The following is a 22,149-nucleotide window of genomic DNA, read 5'->3' on the forward strand; positions in this document are numbered from 1 at the left end:
GGCGTTCTGTCTTTGTGCATTTCCGCGTTAGTATTAAGGCGTGTCAACCCGCAATACATCCCCTCAGCCAACCACACCCACATTTGCCGAGTTGGGCGTGGCTGCGGAAATCTGCGAGGCGCTTGCCGACGACGGTATCCACCACACTTTCGCCATCCAAGAACTCACCCTGCCATTGGCATTGGACGGCAAAGATCTCATTGGCCAGGCGCGCACCGGCATGGGCAAAACGCTCGGGTTTGGCGTGCCATTGCTCGACCGCGTCTTTGATGATGCGGATATCGCAGAACTCGACGGGACCCCACGCGCGCTAGTGATCGTCCCGACGCGTGAGCTAGCAATCCAGGTGGGCGATGATGTGCATCGCGCCGCCCGGCACACCCCGGTGCGCACACTCACCATTTATGGCGGCAGTTCCATCGAAAAACAAATTACCCAGTTGGAACGCGGCGTCGATGTCGTGATCGGCACCCCGGGGCGCGTATTGGACCTATACAAGCGCGGCAATCTGCAGCTCAACCAGGTTGCGATCTGCGTGCTTGATGAAGCCGACGAGATGTTGGATCTCGGGTTTTTGCCGGATATCGAGCGCATTTTCCAGGCGCTGCAACCTGCAACCCATAAATCTCCGGAACGGCCGTCGACAAGCGGCGGCAGGATCCAGACCTTGCTGTTTTCGGCCACGATGCCTGGCGAAATCAAGGCATTAACCAGGAAGTTCCAACACAAACCGATCCATATTCACGCCGAAGACCCTTCTGCTGGCGCAACCCATACAGGCACCCGGCAGGTGGTTTTCCAAGCCCATCAGCTGGACAAACTGGCTGTGGTCTCCCGGATTCTGCAAAACCCCGGCCGCGAGCAGGCGGTGGTGTTTACCCGCACCAAACGTTCCGCTGCATTTTTAGCCAACGACCTGGCGAAGCTGGGTTTCCGTGTCGCAGCCGTCCACGGCGACTTGAACCAAGGACAACGAGAAAAAGCCCTGCGCGCTTTGCGTTCTGGCACGGTCGATGTGCTCATCGCCACCGATGTTGCTGCTCGCGGGATTGATATTGATTCGATTACACACGTGATCAACTATCACCTTCCCGACGACGCGATGACGTTTGTCCACCGCATCGGCCGGACCGGTCGCGCAGGCAAAACCGGAACCGCTGTATCGCTAGTCGGGCTCGAAGAGCTGGCGAAGTGGCGCGTGATCAATGACGAGCTCGGGCTGGCGCAACCGAACCCTCCCGAGTGGTTTTCTACCTCCCCAGAACTTGCTGCCGCATTCGAGTTGCCCGCTGACCTCAACAACGAGGTAGGGCCGCCGACGACTGTCATTGGCGTCGACCCCGACAAACACCGCGGACCACGAAAGAAATCGAAGCGTTAATGGCAGCAACACACTCTGCTCCCTTGCGACGCACCCGCACGGACCTGGTGGTCATCGCGGTGCTGACACTCGTGTGCGTGGCGGCAGTGCTCATCGTTTATGCGGGCGCATCTATCCGCACTAGCGATTTAACTCCCGCCGAGCATGCTCACGAGGCAACCGAACCTCTCAACGAGATCCCCGAACAGCTCGGCGAAGTAGCACGACTGCAATCTGCGCACCTGCCCGGCATGATCGATCACAGTGCTGGCACTGCACATTCTCATCCCGCTGCTGCCCTCGCACCCACCGTGGCCGCCGGTTTAATCATCACCTACGACGAGCACGATGGTGCCCACCGCGTGCGCGCCTATGCACCGGAAACGCTTGCCGAGACAGAACCTACCCCGGAACCTACCCCGCACTGGGAATATTCCCGCGACTACCCGTTGTGCAGCATGGACAGCGCCTGGGATTCGGTGGTGCTCACTTATCGCAACGCCGCTGGATGCGGTGATGTCGTTGCGCTCAATGCGGCGACGGGAGAATACGCTGCCACCCGGTCTGCGATCGCACCGGATGCGGTGGGCCCGATTCACTCGAATGACCGCGTGGGTACTGTCTCTCCAGATCGCGTCGAATTATGGCGCTCAGATATGGTGCGAACGGTGGAATACGGCAAGGTCGAAGCCCCGCAAGAACCCGGCAGCCAGCCGCATGCCGGCTGCACGATACGTTCTGCATTGACACGCACAGAATTACTGGCCGTCGTCGAAAACTGCCCCGATAGCCAAGAACACAGCGTGCTCCGGCTGCAGCAAGCCACCCCAGAAGATTCGCGTGTGCCAGAAATCGATTCCAGCATTGGGCTAGAACACCCTGATGCGCAGGTGGTCGCAATCGGGCAAGACGCTGCCGCGGTTTATCTACCTGGCGAACAGCCCGAACTGATGTCGTTTAATACCGAAGGCACCCGCACCAGCCAGCGACGTGTCGCTGCAGCTGCAGAAATGGGTGAGTTCTTCACCCCCGCGACAGCCGATTTACCGCACCACATGACGTGGTTCGACGGGCACCGCCTGTATTTTTTCACCCCGAATGAGCTGGCAGTCGAGCACATCATCGATCCTGCTCTGGGCACCGGCGTGGCCGTCGCAGGCCGTGCTCTAGTTCCCACGGAATTTGGAATTAGTGTGGTGGACTGGAACACGGGCGAGATTGAACGCACCATTCCACTCGATCGCGGCGACTACGCCGGGCCGGTGTCGCTTGCGCTCGCCGGCGAGTTTCTCGTCGAAAAGCGCGGTACGGAATTAGTCGTGCTGCATTAGCGGCGCGCCTGGTGGTGCAGCTCCATCCACGCGTTCGACTGTGGGTGGAAAACCATCATCAACGCGATCAGTGCCGAGGCCAAAATGAAGATGCCAAAAAATACCGCCCCACCCGACATCATCTGAAACGACGACGCCGCCAAGATCACCTGCAGCAAAACGATCGGACCGCGACCCCAGCGTTTACCGCGGTACTGTGAGATAGCAGCTGCGACGATGGTGCCAAAAACGATGATGATAAACCCGGCGGTACCTGCGCCAATCCAGTTCGCGGTGGCGGCATCGGAGGCCACGCTTGGGTTTTCGGCGTCAATGATCTCGCGCCAAATCAAAAACCCAGCAAAAATCAGCGCTATCGTTGACTGCACGACGGCGATCAGCGCAGCAAACTTGATGGTTGCTGGCGGTTGCACTGGTGTGTCTGGCTTATCCGACGAAGATTTCACGTCCCGTATTCTACCGTTAAGATTCTGCACCTGGAAAGAGCGTGGCATAACAGCCTGCCCAGGTGGCGATTTGACGAGCTTCACTTTTCAGCACTTTTGCAGAATAAAGCATTCGTGCAGCTCAACGTCGGCAAGATGCTGTGAGGATGCTGAATTAACCGTTTGCGGCCACCGTTTTTGGGAAAAAGTTTCGCGCCTAATACATGATTTAACTCACTATTTACGCGAGAACCCTAGCATTCACCTTTTATTCATGTCATTATTCCTTCATAGCGACAACACAGGCCGCTAACCCGGCATCATCCCGGACCGTGCAGCAAGCACCGCAACCACGAGTTGAGCGAGAACAACAGCTTCCGGGAACTCCAGCGCGCCCAGCGCGAGACCACGGTGCACACCCAGCCGGTAGCACCACAGAGGATGGCCACAACGGCATCTTCGACCACAACCCCCATGAATCTCTGATTTCGATCAAAGGAGCACACAGTAATGTCTGATTGGCGCCACGAAGCGATTTGCCGAAACGAAGATCCAGAACTCTTTTTCCCAGTCGGCAACTCTGGTCCTGCATTGACCCAGGTCGCAAAAGCGAAACTGGTGTGCAACCGCTGCCCCGTCACCAACGACTGCCTACAGTGGGCGTTGGAAACCGGCCAGGACGCTGGAGTCTGGGGCGGAATGTCAGAAGAAGAACGCCGCGCCCTCAAGCGCAAGCGTAACCGCGGCCGTCGTGCCCGCGTCAGCGCATAATCTGGTCTCAGATCTTCGCCGATATCGATGCACTACCAATCAACACCGATGCATCGTGCAAGCTGTAATGCGATGCCTTCCTAGGCCTTTGCACTACCAGTGCTTAACCTGCCGACGGGTTTCGCTACTATAGTCTCTGATACCCGTTCCTAATGAATAAGGAGTGATCACCATGAGCAAGCGTGGTCGTAAGCGTAAAGACCGTCGTAAGAAATCCGCTAACCGTGGTAAGCGTCCAAACGGCGGATAGCGTTCTACGAGCGGAGGATTAGAGCCACAGGCACTAGACCCGCTCGACGTTGAAGAGGCATCACCTGCATAACTGCGGGTGGTGCCTCTTTTTCTTGTGCATAAATACTGCACAAGCCACCAGCGCTAACGTTGCCGACGCTCATAGCGCTCGTAGCGGGCATAACCGCTACTGTGCGTGGTTTCCGTGCGGATCGAGACAATAATGCGTTCACGCAAACTCTGCGGAGCAGCATCTGCTCCCTCATCAACCGCAGCACAACAACGGTTCAGCATCGCCCGGAAGCGCTCTTCTTGTTCCAGCCGCTGATAACACAGCTCGCACGATGCCAACTCAGCGCGCACCTCCTGCAATTCGGCAGAGTTCAACTCACCGTGTGCTGCACCGTCGATCAGCAGGCCGACGAGATGGTTGACCCGCGCCGGGCTACACCCACAGGGTGCATATTCCACGGCCGGATCTTCTGCATCGTCGGGTGTGTTCCACTGTTGCATCAGCGCTCACCTTCTTTGCTGTTCGTCTGCGCGGCGGCAATACCGTGCTCTGCTGCTACTTCCTTCAACGCCTCGCGTAACTTTTTTCTTCCACGATTCAACCGGCTCATCACTGTTCCTAGAGGAATCTCCAGCACATCGGCGATTTCTTTATACGCAAGCCCCACGACATCGGCGTAATAAACCACCCGCCGATAATCCTCGGATAGATCATTCAGCGCCGCGGCAATCGTGGTATCCGGCATCGCTGAAAGTGCTTCCACCTCTGCCGAAACCAGCCCGGCAGAATCGTGCCCAGCGGTGGTATATAACTGTCCGTCGGTCAACTCATCAGCGCTGGTCTGTAATGGTTGGCGCTGTTTTTTGCGGTAGCTGTTGATGTAGGTATTCGTCATGATGCGATACAGCCACGCCTTCAAGTTCGTCCCGACGGTGAACTTCTCGAAGTTCTGGAACCCTTTCAGATAGGTCTCTTGCACCAGATCTTCGGCATCTTGCGGGTTGCGTGTCATTTTTAGCGCCCCGCCATACAGCTGGTCCAACAACGGCATCGCGAGTTCTTCGAAGCTAGCGCTTGCCGACGCCTGCGGCTCGGCGTGTTGTTCTGGTGGAGTACTCGGTTGCGACGCACCGGCCGCCGGCTCGTCGTTGAGCTGCGTTCTCATCCACGTGTCCTTTCCGGCGTGAGCTCGTCTACTAGTATGGCCTGCATGAGCAATTTCTGGGCTGCCCCGTACGCCGAACGCCCGGTTTCGCATAGTCAAGCGATCCCGGGATCGAAATCACTGAGCAACCGCGCCTTAGTACTTGCCAGTCTAGCCGATCGTCCCTCCACGATCCTGCGCCCGCTGCATTCACGCGATACCCAGCTCATGGCCCAAGCCTTGCGCAATATGGGCGTGGGTGTCACCGAAGAATCCGACCGCATCACCGTCGAACCTGCCCCACTACAGCCTGCGATGATTGATTGCGGGCTGGCGGGCACGGTCATGCGTTTTTTGCCTCCGCTGGCTGCTCTGGCCTCGGGAACGGTGGACGTTGACGGCGATGAACAAGCACGCGCTCGCCCCATCGGGCCGCTTCTCGACGCCTTGCGCGCACTTGGAGTCACCGTCGACGGCGAACACTTACCATTTCGTATCCTCGGTGCCGGAGTTCCCACCGGCGGGGTGGTAGAAATCGATGCCTCTGGTTCTTCCCAGTTTGTTTCCGGATTGTTGCTTTCCGGCGCTCGCTATACCGAGGGCATCACCGTGCGTCATATCGGGCATTCCCTGCCGTCGATGCCGCACATCGTCATGACCGTCGAAATGCTCCGCGATGCCGGCGTGCGCGTCGATGTCTCCGACAACGAGTGGCGTGTCCACCCCGGCCCGATTCGTGGCGGAGTCTGGGACATCGAGCCAGATCTGTCGAATGCCACCCCGTTTTTGGCCGCCGCGGCAGTAACCGGCGGCACGGTCGTGATCCCGCAGTGGCCGCCCCACACCACCCAGCCCGGCGAGGAAATCCGCCCGATCTTGCAAGAAATGGGCTGCGAAGTGCAGCATACGGATTCCGGAGAGTTGCGCGTGACCGGGCCGGCGGATGGGCAGCTGCGCGGCATCGAACGCGATATGGGCGATATCGGCGAACTTACCCCCACGGTCGCAGCCCTGGCTGCCCTAGCGACAACGCCGTCGCGCCTGACGGGTATTGCCCACCTGCGCGGCCACGAAACCGACCGGCTTTCCGCCCTGGCCACCGAGATTAACCGCGCCGGTGGCGATTGCGAAGAACTTGCCGACGGGCTGCTCATTCGCCCCGCAGAACTCCACGGTGGTCAGTGGCATTCCTATCATGATCACCGCATGGCCACTGCTGGTGCGATCATCGGCCTGCGCGTCACCGGTATCGAAGTAGAAAACATCGACACCACCGCCAAAACCTTGCCTGGCTTCGCGGACATGTGGGAAGCGATGGTGCATTAATGGCCCGCCGGGATTGGGATGAATCGGATGTCAAGGTCCGCCCTGGCAAAGGGTCGAAACCGCGAACGAAAAACCGCCCGCAGCACAAAAATGCGGTCTTTGGCATGGTCATTGCGAAAGACCGCGGGCGTTGGACCGTTGCCCTAGATCAAGGCCCAGATGTGGTGTGCATGCGCGCCCGCGAGCTCGGCCGCACCCCCATCGAGGTCGGCGATCGTGTCGGAGTAGTCGGTGATACTTCCGGCAAGAAAGATACCCTGGCCCGGATCGTGAAACTTGCCGAGCGCAGCTCGGTGTTGCGTCGTACCGCCGATGACACCGACCCCTACGAGCGCATCGTCGTCGCCAATGCAGATCAGATGCTGATCGTCACCGCCGTTGCCGATCCCCCACCGCGCACGGGTTTTGTCGAGCGTGCCCTGATCGCGGCTTTTGTCGGCAATATCACACCGATTTTGTGCCTGACCAAAACGGATCTCGCCGACCCCTCTGAATTCGCTGCGCAGTTCGCCGATCTGGATATCACCATCGTGCACGCCGGCACCTCTGATGGGCTTTCCGACGTCGCCGGGCTCGTGGCAGGTCACCGTACGGCTTTGATCGGCCATTCTGGCGTCGGTAAGTCCACCCTGGTCAACCGCTTGGTGCCGGAGGCAGATCGCGCCACGGGCGAGGTTTCTGCTATCGGCCGCGGGCGGCATACCTCCACGCAATCAGTGGCTCTGCGGCTACCAGCCAACCTTGCCGACGGCAGCGCCGCGCATAGAGACGGCGCCGCAGATCACAATGGTGACCATGCGGGCTGGTTGATTGATACCCCCGGCATTCGCTCGTTCGGTTTAGCACACGTCGATTCCGAAACCGTGTTAGAGGTCTTTGACGATCTCGACGAAATCACGGAGGATTGCCCGCGTGGTTGTTCCCATATCGGCCCCCCGGCTGATCCGGAATGCGAACTCGACGCGATTGCTGTAGACGACCCAGACCTAGCACCGACCCGGCAGCGGCGCGACGCTGTACGCAGGTTATTAGAAGCACTGCGCAGCAACGTTGACTGGGAGAACTAACCCGGGATCTAGTTGCTCAGCTGCACCAACGCGTTGAGCTCATCGGCATCGTAATATGCCATGAGATTATCTTGCGCATCGCCGACGGCTAGTTCGGCGTCTTCGTCGCCAAGGTCGGCGGCGTCGATGAGCTCAATGGCTTTGGCGGTGGCTTCTTCGGCAGCAGCGACGTCCATGTGAATGGCAGCGAAATCGCGCACGTTGATCACAGCCGGGTCCAATTTAACGACTGGCTCTCCCATTTCTGGGTCGGGTGTGCAGTGTGCTTCCGGAACATCAGCCGAGATCACCACACGACGGTGCGGCAGCTCAGAATCTCCAGCAGCCAATAATCGCAATGAGGCCTCGGCTGCGGAATCGAAGGCGATCAGCTCAATTTCTTCCTCGTCGCCCGAATCGAAGAAATCGCGCAACGCATCGGTCAGCGCGAAGGCCCAATCACCCTGAGCTGGGAATTCACCGTCTTCGGCGCATTTTTTGAGAAGGCTAAACGTCGCAGGCAGGTAGATGCGCATTCTAGAATTCTCCGTCGATATCGAAAATAGCTTGGATTTCTACGCCCGAGCGATCGAACTGGGTATACAGCACTCCGACCATGCCGTAACCAACAGAGGCACGCACGTTGTCAATGCCGTCGTCGACCATCACACAGTCATTCAGTGGCAAATCCATGGCAGCGGCTGCGTGCTGGAAAGCACCCATTTCCGGTTTTTCCATGCCGATTTCGCCGGAAAGCAACACCGCATCGACGATGCCGCGGTATTCCCATTCGCGGATGGGTTCCGCATCCGGCCCGCCAGGGTGGTTCGACAAAATTGCGGTGGCAACACCGTTGGAACGGGCTGCACCGAGCAGGTTGCGCCAACGGCGCTGATCTTCTTCGGAGCCATCCAGCACTCCGGTATAATCCAGGATCAATCCACGCATAAAATATTCTTCCTTTTACCCATTTGCTTCTGTCCCGTTCTCGGGCTCCCATTATTGGGTCCCCGTTTTTGGGGTTGGGTGCGCATTTTTTGCACCTAATTCCACACAGGTCGGTATCGACCAGGCACACTGGATACAGTACCTGTTTCAGTACTTTTCAGGGGGGATACCATGCTGGCTGCCATACCAGGATATGCACATCTGCGCGTTTTTATTCCGGACGAACCCGAGCGTGGGCCAGAGAACGACGAGACTGACATCGACGTTTTACACCGTTACGCACCGCTGTTGCAGATCGCGCTCGAGGTTATTAGTGGGATGCGCACCGATCATCAGGTGCGCAACGCGCGTTTTGGCTCTGCGGTGCGTATCCATATCGCTGCCCGGAAGCGCGGGTCCGGGGCGGCAAAGATTTCTGGCCCGGTGGCGGTGAAATCGCTGCACACCCGCCCATCATCGAGCGAGACCGACTCTTGGGAATTATTCGGCACCGCCCTCATTGGGGCGGCGCACGCCCGCCGCAGCTATGGCTTTACTGCAGTCTGCAGCGGCGAGCAGTTGGTGAGCTTGCGTGTGCTGTCGGGGTAGCTCCAGCCACGCTAAGCACCCAGAACCGAGCCATCCGGCACGCTAGAAATCCGGCGCCCTAGCCGCCCATCACGCTGCTGGTGGCGCCGCCGCCACCAGCGGACTGAATCGGGGTGCCGGGAGCAGATTCCGGCTGGTCCTGCTGTGCAAAGCGCTTGCGCAACATGAACAGCTGGCGCACGGTTTCTTCTTTGATGGCTTCGTTCATGGCGTTGAACATGTCGCCGCCTTCCTTCTGGTACTCCACCAGTGGGTCGCGCTGCGCCATCGCGCGCAAGCCGATGCCTTCTTTCAGGTAATCCATCTCGTAGAGATGCTCGCGCCATTTCTGATCGATAACCGGCAGAATCACCATGCGTTCGGTGTTGCGCATCTGCTCATCGCCACCGATATCCGCAACGGCTTTTTCCAGCTCGTCGTATTCGCTTTGCGCATCGGCGATGACGGCCTCGCGCAGCTGTTCGGCGCTGAGCTCGCCTTTCGAACCGTACTCTGTACCGTCGACGAGCTCCTGCCAGCTTATGGTTGGCTCGTACAGGCTGTTCAGCGCGTTCCACAGCTCGTCGAGATCCCAGTCTTCAACATAACCAACCGCGGTAGCTCCGGAAACGTAGGCTCCGATGGTGTCATCGATCATCGAGCGTACGTGCGAGGAAATATCTTGTGAGGTCAAGATTTCGTGGCGGGTCTTGTAGACGACCTTGCGCTGCTCGTTGAGCACCTCGTCGTACTTCAGGACGTTTTTGCGCATCTCGAAGTTCTGGTTTTCCACCATGGCCTGGGCACCCTTGATGGAATTGGAAACCATCTTCGCCTCGATAGGAACATCATCCGGAACATTGAGGCGGTTCATCATGTTTTCCATGGACTGGCCGACGAATCGCACCATCAGCTCATCTCGCATGGACAGATAGAATCGGGTTTCACCTGGGTCACCCTGGCGTCCGGAACGACCACGCAGCTGGTTGTCGATACGACGTGACTCGTGGCGTTCGGTGCCCAGCACGTACAAACCGCCGGATTCGCGCACTTCATCGCCGCGGCGCTTGCTTTTCGCCTTTTCGTCTTCGATTTCGTTGTCCCAGGCTTCCTGGTAGGCCTCTTCGTCCTCGAATGGGTCCAGGCCACGCTGGCGCAGGCGCATATCCAGAATAACTTCTGGGTTACCACCCAGCACGATGTCGGTACCACGGCCGGCCATGTTCGTCGCGACGGTGACGTTGCCCGGCAGGCCCGCACGCGCGATGATGTTGCCTTCTTCTTCGTGGTATTTCGCGTTCAGCACGTTGTGCTCGATACCCTTGCGGGTCAACAGCTGCGACAGGTACTCGGATCGTTCCACGGAAGTGGTACCCACCAACACCGGTTGGCCGGCAGAGACGTGTTCTGCGATGTCTTCGACCACCGCAGAGAACTTCGCCTCCTGGGTTTTGTAGATGCGGTCCGAGTGGTCTTCGCGCTGGTTGGGTTTGTTCGTCGGGATCGGCACGACGTCGAGCTTGTAAATTGAGTTCAACTCGGCTGCTTCGGTCTCTGCAGTACCGGTCATGCCAGAAATCTTGTCGTAGAGACGGAAGTAGTTCTGCAGCGTGACCGTCGCCAGCGTCTGGTTTTCGTTTTTGATCTCGACTTTTTCTTTGGCCTCGATCGCCTGGTGCATGCCTTCGCTGAAGCGACGTCCGGCCAGCACACGGCCGGTAAAGCCGTCAACGATCATGACTTCGCCCTCGCGGACGATGTAGTCCTTATCGCGCACGAACAGCTCTTTCGCCTTTAGTGCGTTGTTCAAAAACGAGACCAACTGCGCGTGCTCTGGGGCATACAAGTTATCGATACCCAGTTGATCCTCGACGTATTCCACGCCATCTTCACTGATGCCGATGGTGCGCTTGCGGTGATCGACCTCATAGTGCTTGCCTTCGCGCATGCGTGGCGCCAACTGTGCAAAGACCGAGTAGTACTGCGAGCTGCCGTCGACTGGCCCGGAGATGATCAGCGGGGTACGGGCTTCGTCGATCAGAATCGAGTCCACCTCGTCGACGATGCAGAAGTTGTGACCGCGCTGCACGGCGTCATTAAGCTGGCGGACCATGTTGTCGCGCAGGTAGTCGAAGCCGAGCTCGTTGTTGGTGCCGTAAGTGATATCGGCAGCGTAGGCTTCGCGGCGTTCGTCGGGGCGCATCTGTGAAAGGATCACGCCGACTTCCAAGCCCAACCAGCGGTGGACACGCCCCATCATCTCGGCGTCACGTTTGGCCAAGTAGTCATTCACGGTGACAACGTGAACGCCTTTTCCTTCCAGCGCATTGAGGTAGGCCGGAAGCACGGAGGTCAGGGTTTTACCTTCACCAGTACGCATTTCGGCGACGTTGCCGAAGTGCAGGGCTGCGCCGCCCATGATCTGCACCAGGAAGTGCTTCTGGTCGAGAACGCGCCAGGAGGCTTCGCGGGCGACCGCGAATGCTTCCAGCATGATGTCGTTGAGGTCTTCGCCATCGGCTAGTCGTTTGCGGAATTCGCCCGTTTTGTCCTTCAGTTCCTCGTCAGACAGTGCGGCGTACTCGTCGTCGAGCGCCATGACGTCTTGGGCGATTTTCTTCAGGCGTTTGACGGTCTTGCCTTCACCAGCCCGGAGAAGCTTGGAAAGTCCAAACACAGGTGTGCCATCCTTTAAAAATCATGGATAATTTTTGTTCTGGGCTATTCTACGCGCGCAGCAACAAAAAATTGCCCTAGACCGAGGTTGACGAGCAACACACTGGGGATTTCTCGGCCTGCGGCGGGCAATTTAGTTGATCTTCTGGTTCTCAAACAGAACCCGATCAGCGGTATTTATACGGCGGTTTAGCTCTTGTCACCCTCGGTCAGGGAGATCAGGCCGTAGTCGAATGCGTGACGACGGTAAACGACCGATGGACGGTTGTTCTCGCTGTTGATGAACAGGTAGAAATCGTGGCCGACCAGTTCCATTTCTGACAGGGCGTCGTCGACGCTCATCGGAACAGCGGCGTGCTCTTTCTCACGCACGACCTGGCCTGGCTCGATATCCTCGACGGAATCAGCGTATGGGTCAATGTCGTACTTCGACTGCTTCGCCTGCTCTTGGGCTTCCGCCTTCGCGGCAGCAACCATCTCGGCAGCCAATTCGCCAGTACCCTTCGGCGCGCGGTGGCCGGACTTCGCGGCCTCGCGGCGCACCTTTACCTTGCGCAGGCTGCGGGACATCTTCTGCAGTGCGGTCTCCAAAGCAGCGTAGAACGAATCTTCTTTCGCCTCAGCGCGCAGCAGGTGACCTTTACCCGTAGCGGTGATCTGAATGCGGGAGCCCTGCGCTTCACGGCGTGGGTTCTGCTCCTGCTTCAACTCCACGTGGAAAAACGTCAGCGTTGGGTCCAGCTTTTCGATGCGGGAGAGCTTTTCATTAACACGCTCAGCGAAGTGCTCCGGCACCTCGACGTTACGACCAGTGATCGTAACCTGTGCTTCTGGGGCTTGAGCGTCGTTAGCGTTGTTCGTCATAACTGTAATCTTTCCCTTTCATCTCGGTTGCTCTACCTCAATTGTATCAAGGGATGAACTATCACATCTGGGCTTTCGCAGCCGGACTACCGCACCGCCGCGAGCACCACACACCCTGCAACGTCTGCCCCGGCATACACCAGCGTGTCGACGGTGGCGGCCAAGGTCGCTCCAGTCGTCAGCACATCATCAATCACAACGACTTCCACCCCGGGCGGTAGCTCGCGCAATAATTGCACATTGCCACGGACGTTGTGGAGCCGATCATCCCGGTTGAGCGCGGATTGATCTGGCATCGCGGGCGCCAGGCGTACTGCTTCGATGACCGGGAACCCACTACCCAAGCACAACTGTGTCATTGGGTCACCGCCGCGCAGCCTGGCTGAGCGCGCACGAGTGGGGGCGGGAACCAACACCACGCGATGTGAAAGCTCCCCGCGTGCCTGCAAGGTTTCTATCGCTGCCCGCACCACCGCGGCAATATACGGACGGATCGCGCGATTATTACGTTCTTTCATCTCTAAGATGACTTCGCGGTGTGGGCCACCATAGGCACCACAAGCGTATACCGGCGCGAGCACATCAGCCTTCGGGGCGATACGACGAGGTGGCTGGGCCAGCAGCTTACGGCAGTGCCGACACAAACGCTCACCAACTTTTCCACACCCGGCGCAACGACGGGGCAAAACCAGCTCCACAAACCCCGTTCTCACAACCAGCCCTCGAGTGCTGTGCCCCTCTTTACGACGAAATTTCGACATACCCCCGCCACAACCACAACTCAGTTTCAGATTTTTCGGATCCCCGCAAACCTGTATGCGATTTTACTTACATTGAAGTGCCCGGGGATTCGTTCCGATTGCGCAGATGGAAAATCTGGGACATTTCACCAAGAAATTTTCTAAATAAAAGCGATAAACCTATTGCCCCCCCCGTCACAATTGCAGTAATTTAACCACTACCAGTTCCAATTAGAGATATATATCACTTCATGGTCATGAAAGGAAGCGACATGAAGCCTTCCGCAAGTATAAAAACAGTGATCATGTCTGCTGTTACCGCAGCCACAGGAGGCCCAGGCACCCATCGACATCCGACCTGGGATATGGGACGGGACAGAATCACACATTGGCTAAGGATGTAAGAAGGACGCAATAATGTTCAGCGCTGAGCATATAAATAAACATTTCTCCTACAAAGGAACACGTCATACCGCGGTTACAGATTTTTCAGCTTCCTTTAGCCAATCGGTAACCGCCATCATCGGAGCCAATGGCAGCGGTAAATCGACTCTTATCAAAGTCCTTTGCAGCATCGACAAACCCAGTTCGGGCATTATTTATTACAACGACGCACCATTAAAAGGGCGCAACCTGCAAAATTTCCGCGTACAAATCGGCTATGTCCCGCAAGACGTCAATTTTGTACCTTCGATGACCTGTCACGATGCCCTTGCCTATTCAGGATGGGTCTCTGGCATGGATAAAGTGGCGATACGCAAGCGCATCCCCGAAGCATTATCGCTGGTGAATTTGAATGGAATGGAGCGCAAGAAAACCAAAACGCTCTCAGGTGGGCAAAACCGCAGATTGGGAATTGCTGCCGCGATCCTCCACCACCCAAAAATCCTATTTTTGGACGAACCGACAGCCGGTTTAGACCCGTCAATCCGAAAAGAAATTCGCCAAACAATGAGTACGCTTTCGGACTCTACGAAAATAATTTTGTCCACGCACCTGACCAATGATCTAGAGGAAATCTCGACAGATACATCGGTCATTGCATTAGACCGTGGAGTAACTAGCTATGACGGCCCTTGGTCTGCGCTGAAGGCAAAGGCCCTAGCAACTGTCAGTAACACCAGCGCTAGCCAAGATCTGCTTGAAGACGTGTTGACCATGCTCAAGCAGCAGAATAATGGAAAAGATGTAAACGATGATTCTTTATAAGTTAGGTTCGCCAGCCTTCCCTGCCCTCGGCTGGGTCTGGGTTATCGGTGCATTTGGTGCATCCTTATTCATCTCAGTGCAAACTATGACATTGGCTTACATCCGCTGGGCGGACGTAGAAGCGTCGCTCCGATTCCTCTTATTCTTTCTCGCTATGGGCATTGCCGTCGTTGTTTCATTTAACGTATCGGCGCTTTACAACCCCAAAACTCTGACGAATTCGCCTCTTGGCAAGCGCCCAATTCTCATTCAAATAAGGGAACTCGTCGCTTGCCCCACGCTTGTTGGAACCATCGCTGTTATCGCCGGAATAAGCCCGCTGCTAGTCAAAGCCACCATAGACAGTGGAACTATTTCTATACCTTTCCTGCTGGTTTTCCTCAGTTGCATAGCATTTCTTTTTGTGGTTGCACTAGCATCAGCATTGCTCGCGTTCACCGTCCGATCATTACACCCCATTATTGCCGTACTTTTAAGTGCAATTACCCTCTATCTATTTCTTTTCCTTAAAGCCATCCTGTGGACAACGTGGCTCATCAGTCCTGCGCGTGAAGTAATCATTGCTATCCCTACGCAACTTAATTACTTCAATTCAATTGTCAGTCTTTTGAGCACGGTTTTATTCGCAACCGGGCTAGCCTGCATCATTGTGCTAGCTCACGTGCTATCGCAAAAGAAAACCTCCCTATTATATCTTCCGGTGATTTCGGTAAGCGGATTATCTATGATCTTCTTCACAGTGCTGGGAATTGATTACGCTGTCGGTGCGCCCGCCAAAACAGAAAATGACCTCTGCCAAACTTCACACCGAGGCACCGAAATATGTTTCGACGCAAGTGATGCACCTGCCATGGCAACGGCCCTTGAAGACATCAACAGGCTTGAAGAAATAATCCCTCACGTACATCCAGCGCAAATAGCTGATTTCCAGTCATTTGCTAGTTCTTCCAAGCCCGAATACATCTATTCAGTCCTCGACCGCGAAACTGGACGGCTAGATTTAACTAATCTGGCCGCGCATCATAGCGGGTATGCATACTGCGAAGATCCATCCACCGAACCAGCTGAAATTCTAGAGCGATTAACCGTACACTTCATCAACCAAGCTGAAGTCTTTTCCAAAAAAGTCGAAGAAAATGGGGCATTATCTCTCTCGTTTGCCATCACCGGAACCAATGAAGGGGAACTGATTGAAGCAGTAGATACTTTCGCACAAGTGAACCAAGCTGAACTGCACAAACTGCTAGCAGAAAACTGGAATTTCGTGCATAGTTGCCAAGCCACAAACGCTTTGTTTGAAAACCTCCCATTCAAGGAATAGAGCCATGCCAATCACCCTAATAACAAAGTCAGCTCATTTTGTTATTTCGTTTTTAGTTTGTCTCTTATGTTTAGCGGCCGCGCTCTGGCTTGGAGACTATGCACCAATCCGGATAATTAAAAATGGCGGAAGAATAGCGATCGCAGCTATTGAATTTGTTTGTATTTTAAGCGCACTGGTTCTTGTTACATTGGCTGCTCCGCGATTGCAGGATATCGATTTATTCCGTCCGCGAGCTAAACTTCTCGCACTTGTGCGTTTCCTTTATGGTTTCATCCTCATCAGCATTACTACTGCATTAACCGCTTATATTGTCACCGAATCTTATCTACGCGAAGAATTTCCTGAGGAAGCAGCACGACAAGCTGCAACCACCGTTCCGGAATCTGAAGTCTTAATTCACAACAGCTTATTTATTTTCGGCGTAGCTGGGATTCTCATCCCGATAATCGGCCAATCTTTGGGGGTTATTGCGTCGTTAATCGTGTGGGCCATCGGATATTTCCCTGGATTGTTAAACCCTCACGTTGAGCTCTGGCCTTTAGCCAAAATGGATGAAGCGGGCCCCTGGTTTTCCACTCCACATATACTCACCACCGCAAGTTTATTGTTTGTAGCATGTGTTGTGCAGTACAGGACTGCTGGAATGGGTTATACTGCCCGGCGCAACAAAGCAAACCGCGAATAATATGATTCTTTTGGTGGTCGGCATTAATAGCACATGCAGCGACGGTATGCGCTTCTAGCCCCGTTTCACCGAGCAATCACTAGTTCGCCACCAGTGGAACCGAACGCTGCCCCTGCAAGCCCGGAACCTCGCGCCAGAAAGACGTCTCGCTGCCACTCGCCGGGAGCTGCAGCGTCGCATGCGCATCAGTGATATAAATCGTCGAACCAGAAGCGGCCACGGCAACCACCGGCGCAGTCACGTTTCCTGACGGCAGGGACGATACTGCCGAGCCGTCTTGTTCCACGCGCCAAACGGGAGTATCCGCCGCCGAGGTGCCCACCAGCAGTGAGCCATCCGGCTGCCAGTCCAGGCTTAACGCGGTGCCACCAATCTCAGTCCCTAATTCGTGGACGTTGACGATCTTGCGCTCACCAGAAGTCGTGTGCTGCACCACCCCGGTATAAACATGCCCATCGATAATCATTGCCGCCACTGCTCCGCTGTTGGAAAGTCGCAGCACAGAAATCTCACCATCGATATCTTCCAAGGCCGAGGTATCCACGCCACTGGTGGTCAGTTCACCCGAACTCGTCGCGCGCACGACGCGGACGACCTGTTTATCCTGTGTAGCAACCCAAATGCCGCCACCGGTGCGTTCCAACGTCGGGCGCGTGATGTACTCGCTCGACAATGCGTGTTCCAAGGTGCCGTCGAGTTCGCCCACGTACAACTGCGATTCTTCACCGCTCGGCGCTGGCTGGGCCGCCCCCGCACTCTTCGAACGGACCACCGCCAGCGTGCCATCAACGCCGATATCTGCCGCACTCACATCGGACAGCGCCCCGGCAGCGTCGTCAAGCGGCACCCGCTGATCAGAGGCAACCCGCACCAAAGAACCATTCGCCAACGCATACAACGGACTGACCCCACTAGCCGAAGCCTTCGGATTCAGTCCCGCGAAATCATCGGTTGACAACGTCTCTAACCCATCACCAACCGGAACATCGTCGATGAGCACCGAATACGGTCCTGGCACCGACGCATTCGCCAGCGTCCACACCAGCTGGGCCGCAAACTGCATCCGCTGCTCAGAACTCAGCGACGACATTCCAGAAAAGTTGTAGACCCCCTCATCGATGCCGACGAATGCGGCATCCTCTGGCATCACATCTTGCAACGCGGGCGCCAATCGCGAACTTGGGCCTTCGACCAGCATAGTTGCCAAGCTCGCACCGAGGGATTCTTGTTGCGAATACAACCAGCGCCGATCAGAGACCAACACGCTCGCCGTGGAATCAAAGAAATACAACGACTGCGGCTGGTACTGGTTGCGCAGCTCGTTGCGCTCGATAACTACCCCGGAAGGCAGGGTGGCAATGCGCCATTGGTTATCGACCAGCTCCATGTCCACGGTGGTTTCGTACAAGCCATCTTCCGGCTGGTATTTACCGCCATCGCGGAGCTTTCCGATGACCGTTCCGCGCACATTAAATTTCCGTGTCGAGGTATCTGACGGACCCGATGCAGTGTTGAATTCGATGCGATCCACAATCAGCATATCGTCGCTGTGCGGCTGCCAATTCCCCTGCGCATTCTCGGTCAAATACTTCTTGGCGACGCGATAATCACCTTCCGGGCTTGCCGAGGCGCGATAAAACTCACGCAGCAACAAATCCGGTTCTTGGCCGTCGGTGGGGCCGATATTCATGTCGTCGTCAAAGTCTGCGGATGCCTCGAAAGGGCGCAGCGCCTGTGGTTCCGAATCCCGCGGCAGCGAGCTACACGCCACCACAAAACTGAGGCTACCGGCGCAGACCACTGCCAGGCTGCCACGAAGCAGCGGGCTCAGCTGGCGTTGCGAGCGCGAAGAATGCTTGCCGACGGCCTGTGGCTTGTCTTGTGTGCGATTATTTCGCATCGTCATCACGCTCCGCTCGGGTGTTGCGCTTTTGTGAGTCTGCCTCCGGCGGGGTCGAATCTTCCGACTCGGGCGCGGTCTCATCCGGCGCGGCCTCAGCTGGCGCGGTCTCAGCTGGCGCGGTCTCTTCCAGCGCCGACTCGTCCAGCTCTGGCTCCTCCAGCGCCTTCTCCTCCAGTTTTGGCTCGTCCAAGTCAGTGGCCACCGATAGCTCCAGCGGTGCCGGGTCCACGTCACCATGTGGTTTACGCGGCAGCACCAAGCGGAAGCTCGCCCCCACGCCTAATTCACCGGCAGCATCCAAAATTCCGCCGTGCAACTGGGCATCCTCGCGCGCGATCGCCAAGCCCAAACCCGTGCCGCCGGAATGGCGCTTGCGGGATACATCAGCGCGCCAGAAGCGGTTGAAAACTAACTCTTCTTGGCCTTCTTTCAGGCCCACTCCCTGGTCTGCCACCAACACCGCAATCGCGTGTTCATTGGCCGCGGCGGTCACGTGCACGGGGTTTCCCTCAGAGTGATCGATGGCATTCGCCAGCAGATTACGCAAAATGCGTTCAATGCGGCGCGAATCCCCAGCGATCACCAATGCGTCGTCAAGCCCGGAAAAAGTCACCGTAACATCGAGCTTTTGTGCCAGGTGCTTGACCTGATTCCAGGCCGATTCCACGCTTGAGCGCACATCGATCTGGGTTTCGGACAAATCGGCAACGCCGGCGTCGTGACGCGAAATCTCCAACAGGTCGCCCAACAAGTCTTCGAATTTGTCCAACTCGCGGGTCATCAATTCCGAGGCACGCTTGGTCTGCGGGCCGAGCGAATCCGCGTCGGAAGCAATCATGTCGGCTGCCATGCGCACCGTCGTCAGAGGTGTACGCAGCTCATGCGAAACGTCAGAGGTAAATTGCCGCTGCAGGTCTCCGTATTCTTCAAGCTGATTAATCTGGCGGGCGAGCTTATCAGCCATGTCATTAAACGACACGGCCAGCCGCGCCATCTCGTCTTCACCTTCAACGACCATGCGTTCGCGCAAATGCCCGCTGGCCAGGCGTTGTGCGGTGCGTGAGGCCGAACGAATCGGCAAAATCACCTGCTGCGTTGCCAGCCACGCGATCCCCACCAGCAGCACCAGCACCACAACGCCGGCCGTCGACAATAATCCGCGCAACAGCGCCATGGTGGAGGCTTCAGATTCCATCGACAACGCCAAATACACCTGGGCACCAGGGATATCCGATTCGGTCGGCGAACCGATCAACAGCGCGTCGTAGACGGTGCCATCAGCACGTTCCACTGGGGTGAACTGGTAAGAAACGTGGCCTTCGGAGACATACCTGCGCAGCTCTGCTGGTACCCGGAAACCTTCGGGCGCGGTGGTCAATGAGCCGTCGCCGTTGTCAACGACGATGATGGTGTCATACACCGTCGAAAAGTCACTGGTATCGCTGCTGGAATGCGAAATAGATGCCCGCGCCGAGGTGATGCGCACCTGCACGCTGTTCGCAGAGCCAGTGGCGTTGATCTGCTGCTCGACGGCAAAACGCGCGCGATCAATCTCCTGGTTGGCAACGTCAAGTTTCTGATCAACGAGTCGCTGCGTGATCACTGAAATCAACGCGAAAGCCAGCAACAACATGACGATCAGCGAAGAAACAAAAATCGAGCCGATCAGGCGCACCTGCAACGAGGTACGCCAAAATACGACCAACCTGTTGCGCAGGCGGTGGAAGCGTTTAGCAGCAGAAAACACGGATGTGGCGGGCTCCTTCACTGTCTTCTAAGACTTAAGCGGCAGGCTTTTTGCCCGTTTTATAACCCACCCCGCGCACCGTGAGTACAATTTGTGGATCTTCCGGGTCTTTTTCGATCTTTGCACGCAGACGCTGCACGTGCACGTTAACCAAACGCGTATCCGAGGCGTGCTTATAACCCCACACCTTGGAGAGCAGATCTTCGCGCGTGTGCACCTGGCCGGGTTTCCGAGACATTTCCAGCAACAGATCGAATTCCAACGGGGTTAACGAAATCTCCACCCCATCGCGGGTGACGGTGTGTTCGCTGACATCAATGTGCAAATCGCCGACAACAATGATCTCCGCGGACTCGGTTTTCTGCACCTGCGGGTCTACCGCCGGGCGCAGACGTGCGCGAATGCGCGCGATGAGTTCTTTGTGTTTGAAGGGTTTGGTGATGTAATCATCGGCCCCCGATTCCAGCCCCAAAACGACATCGACGGTGTCGGTTTTCGCCGTCAACATCACGATCGGCACAGGCGATTCCGCTCGAATGGTACGGCAGATATCCACGCCATTCATTCCCGGAAGCATGAGGTCGAGCAGGATCAGATCAGGATTGTGCTCGCGGAACGCCGGTACTGCCTCATTGCCATCGGTGACCGCGATGGGCTGAAAACCTTCGGATTCCAGCACGATTGTCAGCATCTCGGAGATTGCTGGGTCGTCATCAACTACCAGAATGGTTGCTGCCATCGTCGTGTTTATCCTCCGGAAGTGGTTGAGCCAGCCAATTCAGCCCGGCGCTTGTCAATCGTTGCCATTATCTTATCTAGGTCAGCGCTGACTAGCCATTGGCCAGCCCAATTACTCTGGGCGAGGCGATGATAAGCGGCATTGGTGTTGGCTTGTAGTTCCCCATCACGCTCATAATGATCACGCTGCCGGGTGCTATCTGCCGCAGAACGGGCTTGTGCACGCGAGGCAGCAATACCGACGGGGACATCCAACAGAATCTGTAAATCTGGTTGCGGTAAACCTAGCCGCCCGAATTCGAGCTCTGCAACCCAGTCAGTGACGTCTTGCTCGCCGGTGCGCGCCCAGCTGAAGGCCGCGTTGGAGGCTACATAGCGATCCAAAATCAATATGGCATCAGCGCGGGCGCCACCGTCGACGTATTCGAGTAACTGCTCGCGGCGTGCACCGCGATCGAGGGCAAAAAGCGTGGCCATCGCGTAAGCAGAAGCACTGAGATCCCCCATGCGCCCATACAGCGCCTCGCGTGCGAGCTGGGCGTGGATGGAATTGTCATAATCCGGGAAAGCCAGCACATCGACGGTGATACCGCGCCGGCGATAACGGTTGGTGAGCTTTTTCACCGTGGTGTTTTTGCCGGCGCCGTCGATACCTTCGATTGCAATGATCATTGATTGACCTCAGTACAAAATTTTACGATAGCGCTTCCAAAAACGGGTCCAGGTCATAGTCTTCTTCGACTTCGCCCAACAGCTCTGCAGCTGCCTCGGAAAGTTGTTCGTCGTGCGTTCCGACGAGACCGCGAATATATGGGTATTCGGCAACGGCATCGCCAGCCGAAAACGGTGCCCCAGCCCAGATCGCGGCGATCGTCGCCGCGACGTAGCCATTGCCAAGCTCGATGTCGTTGGCATCGGAACTTGCTGCGAGCAAACATGCGTCGCGCACGGCTTCGACAATGTCATCGTCGTCCAGGTCTACGAGCTCATCGAGAAAGTCCTGATTGTTTTCGTCGCTAAAGATCGCTTCGTCCCAAGATGTCACTGTGTGCTCCTGTCTTCATCTGTGTCGGCTGAACCAGTTTGGCATATAACGCGTGC

The 22,149-nt window shown here is 56.6% G+C and carries 24 protein-coding genes; 10 read left to right on the forward strand and 14 right to left on the reverse strand.

Features of this window, described 5'->3' with window-relative positions; translation table 11 throughout:
* Positions 1-40: 40 nt before the first annotated feature.
* Both U1140_RS03620 and U1140_RS03625 read left to right on the forward strand, forming a co-directional pair.
* Positions 41-1,381 (forward strand): DEAD/DEAH box helicase, encoded by a 1,341-nt coding sequence (locus U1140_RS03620; protein WP_369846128.1) that lies wholly within the window; start codon positions 41-43, stop codon positions 1,379-1,381.
* Positions 1,381-2,691: an Rv3212 family protein gene (locus tag U1140_RS03625; RefSeq protein ID WP_369846130.1), complete on the forward strand. Its 1,311-nt coding sequence runs from the start codon at positions 1,381-1,383 to the stop codon at positions 2,689-2,691. Before U1140_RS03620 ends, U1140_RS03625 begins: the two co-directional genes overlap by 1 nt.
* Here the strand turns inward: U1140_RS03625 and U1140_RS03630 are convergent.
* Positions 2,688-3,137, reverse strand: coding sequence for a hypothetical protein (locus U1140_RS03630; protein ID WP_369846131.1), 450 nt, complete (start codon positions 3,135-3,137; stop codon positions 2,688-2,690). The two genes, U1140_RS03625 and U1140_RS03630, sit on opposite strands and share 4 nt — an antisense overlap.
* 299 nt (positions 3,138-3,436) lie before the next feature.
* The gene (locus tag U1140_RS03635; protein WP_369846133.1) at positions 3,437-3,592 is read right to left on the reverse strand and encodes a hypothetical protein; all 156 of its coding nucleotides are present in this window, start codon (positions 3,590-3,592) and stop codon (positions 3,437-3,439) included.
* A 34-nt stretch (positions 3,593-3,626) separates the two neighbouring features.
* Between U1140_RS03635 and U1140_RS03640 the strand changes: the two genes are divergently transcribed.
* On the forward strand, positions 3,627-3,887 hold the full coding sequence (locus U1140_RS03640; protein WP_018121003.1) for a WhiB family transcriptional regulator: 261 nt from the start codon (positions 3,627-3,629) through the stop codon (positions 3,885-3,887).
* A 172-nt stretch (positions 3,888-4,059) separates the two neighbouring features.
* Entirely contained in the window at positions 4,060-4,137 is a 78-nt protein-coding gene (locus U1140_RS03645; protein WP_369707185.1) for a 50S ribosomal protein bL37, read from the forward strand.
* 125 nt (positions 4,138-4,262) lie between these two features.
* On the opposite strand, the gene U1140_RS03650 is transcribed toward U1140_RS03645, so the two are convergent.
* Both U1140_RS03650 and U1140_RS03655 read right to left on the reverse strand, forming a co-directional pair.
* Positions 4,263-4,631, reverse strand: coding sequence for a hypothetical protein (locus U1140_RS03650; protein WP_369846135.1), 369 nt, complete (start codon positions 4,629-4,631; stop codon positions 4,263-4,265).
* Positions 4,631-5,296, reverse strand: coding sequence for a sigma-70 family RNA polymerase sigma factor (locus tag U1140_RS03655; RefSeq protein WP_369846136.1), 666 nt, complete (start codon positions 5,294-5,296; stop codon positions 4,631-4,633). Before U1140_RS03655 ends, U1140_RS03650 begins: the two co-directional genes overlap by 1 nt.
* A 36-nt stretch (positions 5,297-5,332) precedes the next feature.
* Here U1140_RS03655 and aroA point away from each other — a divergent pair, with 36 nt between their 5' ends.
* Both aroA and rsgA read left to right on the forward strand, forming a co-directional pair.
* Complete coding sequence (aroA, locus tag U1140_RS03660; protein ID WP_369846274.1) at positions 5,333-6,601, forward strand: 3-phosphoshikimate 1-carboxyvinyltransferase; 1,269 nt, start codon at positions 5,333-5,335, stop codon at positions 6,599-6,601.
* Complete coding sequence (rsgA, locus tag U1140_RS03665; RefSeq protein ID WP_369846137.1) at positions 6,601-7,668, forward strand: ribosome small subunit-dependent GTPase A; 1,068 nt, start codon at positions 6,601-6,603, stop codon at positions 7,666-7,668. The genes aroA and rsgA overlap by 1 nt, the downstream gene beginning before the upstream one ends.
* A gap of 8 nt (positions 7,669-7,676) precedes the next feature.
* On the opposite strand, the gene U1140_RS03670 is transcribed toward rsgA, so the two are convergent.
* Both U1140_RS03670 and U1140_RS03675 read right to left on the reverse strand, forming a co-directional pair.
* A complete protein-coding gene (locus U1140_RS03670) occupies positions 7,677-8,183 on the reverse strand; it encodes a DUF6912 family protein (protein WP_369846138.1) in 507 nt (168 codons plus the stop codon).
* 1 nt (position 8,184) lies between these two features.
* Positions 8,185-8,595 (reverse strand): HAD family hydrolase, encoded by a 411-nt coding sequence (locus U1140_RS03675; RefSeq protein ID WP_369846140.1) that lies wholly within the window; start codon positions 8,593-8,595, stop codon positions 8,185-8,187.
* Positions 8,596-8,766: 171 nt separating this feature from the next.
* Between U1140_RS03675 and U1140_RS03680 the strand changes: the two genes are divergently transcribed.
* A complete protein-coding gene (locus U1140_RS03680; RefSeq protein WP_369846142.1) occupies positions 8,767-9,183 on the forward strand; it encodes a hypothetical protein in 417 nt (138 codons plus the stop codon).
* 58 nt (positions 9,184-9,241) lie between these two features.
* Here U1140_RS03680 and secA read toward each other — a convergent pair whose 3' ends face one another.
* The 3 genes from secA to U1140_RS03695 form a co-directional block, all read right to left on the reverse strand.
* A complete protein-coding gene (gene secA / locus U1140_RS03685) occupies positions 9,242-11,839 on the reverse strand; it encodes a preprotein translocase subunit SecA (protein WP_369846143.1) in 2,598 nt (865 codons plus the stop codon).
* Positions 11,840-12,027: 188 nt separating this feature from the next.
* Positions 12,028-12,702 (reverse strand): ribosome hibernation-promoting factor, HPF/YfiA family, encoded by a 675-nt coding sequence (gene hpf / locus U1140_RS03690; protein WP_369846144.1) that lies wholly within the window; start codon positions 12,700-12,702, stop codon positions 12,028-12,030.
* A gap of 86 nt (positions 12,703-12,788) precedes the next feature.
* Entirely contained in the window at positions 12,789-13,388 is a 600-nt protein-coding gene (locus U1140_RS03695; RefSeq protein WP_369846145.1) for a ComF family protein, read from the reverse strand.
* 471 nt (positions 13,389-13,859) lie between these two features.
* Between U1140_RS03695 and U1140_RS03700 the strand changes: the two genes are divergently transcribed.
* Genes U1140_RS03700 through U1140_RS03710 form a run of 3 tightly spaced genes read left to right on the forward strand, consistent with a single transcriptional unit; the run spans position 13,860 to position 16,660 of the window.
* Positions 13,860-14,651, forward strand: a complete 792-nt coding sequence (locus U1140_RS03700; protein ID WP_369846147.1) for an ABC transporter ATP-binding protein — start codon at positions 13,860-13,862, stop codon at positions 14,649-14,651.
* Positions 14,638-15,972: a hypothetical protein gene (locus tag U1140_RS03705; RefSeq protein WP_369846148.1), complete on the forward strand. Its 1,335-nt coding sequence runs from the start codon at positions 14,638-14,640 to the stop codon at positions 15,970-15,972. The genes U1140_RS03700 and U1140_RS03705 overlap by 14 nt, the downstream gene beginning before the upstream one ends.
* A gap of 4 nt (positions 15,973-15,976) precedes the next feature.
* Positions 15,977-16,660, forward strand: coding sequence for a hypothetical protein (locus tag U1140_RS03710; protein ID WP_369846149.1), 684 nt, complete (start codon positions 15,977-15,979; stop codon positions 16,658-16,660).
* A gap of 79 nt (positions 16,661-16,739) precedes the next feature.
* Here the strand turns inward: U1140_RS03710 and lpqB are convergent, their stop codons facing one another.
* From lpqB to U1140_RS03735, 5 genes are all read right to left on the reverse strand, one after another.
* A complete protein-coding gene (gene lpqB / locus U1140_RS03715) occupies positions 16,740-18,566 on the reverse strand; it encodes an MtrAB system accessory lipoprotein LpqB (protein WP_369846151.1) in 1,827 nt (608 codons plus the stop codon).
* Positions 18,550-20,196, reverse strand: a complete 1,647-nt coding sequence (gene mtrB, locus U1140_RS03720; protein ID WP_369846275.1) for an MtrAB system histidine kinase MtrB — start codon at positions 20,194-20,196, stop codon at positions 18,550-18,552. Before mtrB ends, lpqB begins: the two co-directional genes overlap by 17 nt.
* 148 nt (positions 20,197-20,344) lie before the next feature.
* Entirely contained in the window at positions 20,345-21,049 is a 705-nt protein-coding gene (mtrA, locus tag U1140_RS03725) for an MtrAB system response regulator MtrA (RefSeq protein ID WP_369846153.1), read from the reverse strand.
* 8 nt (positions 21,050-21,057) lie between these two features.
* A complete protein-coding gene (locus U1140_RS03730) occupies positions 21,058-21,720 on the reverse strand; it encodes a dTMP kinase (protein ID WP_369846155.1) in 663 nt (220 codons plus the stop codon).
* Between the two features lie 22 nt (positions 21,721-21,742).
* Positions 21,743-22,093, reverse strand: a complete 351-nt coding sequence (locus tag U1140_RS03735; protein ID WP_369846157.1) for a DUF4259 domain-containing protein — start codon at positions 22,091-22,093, stop codon at positions 21,743-21,745.
* Positions 22,094-22,149: the final 56 nt, after the last annotated feature.

It is taken from the genome of Corynebacterium drakensteinense (genome assembly GCF_041224285.1).
Lineage (GTDB): Bacteria > Actinomycetota > Actinomycetes > Mycobacteriales > Mycobacteriaceae > Corynebacterium.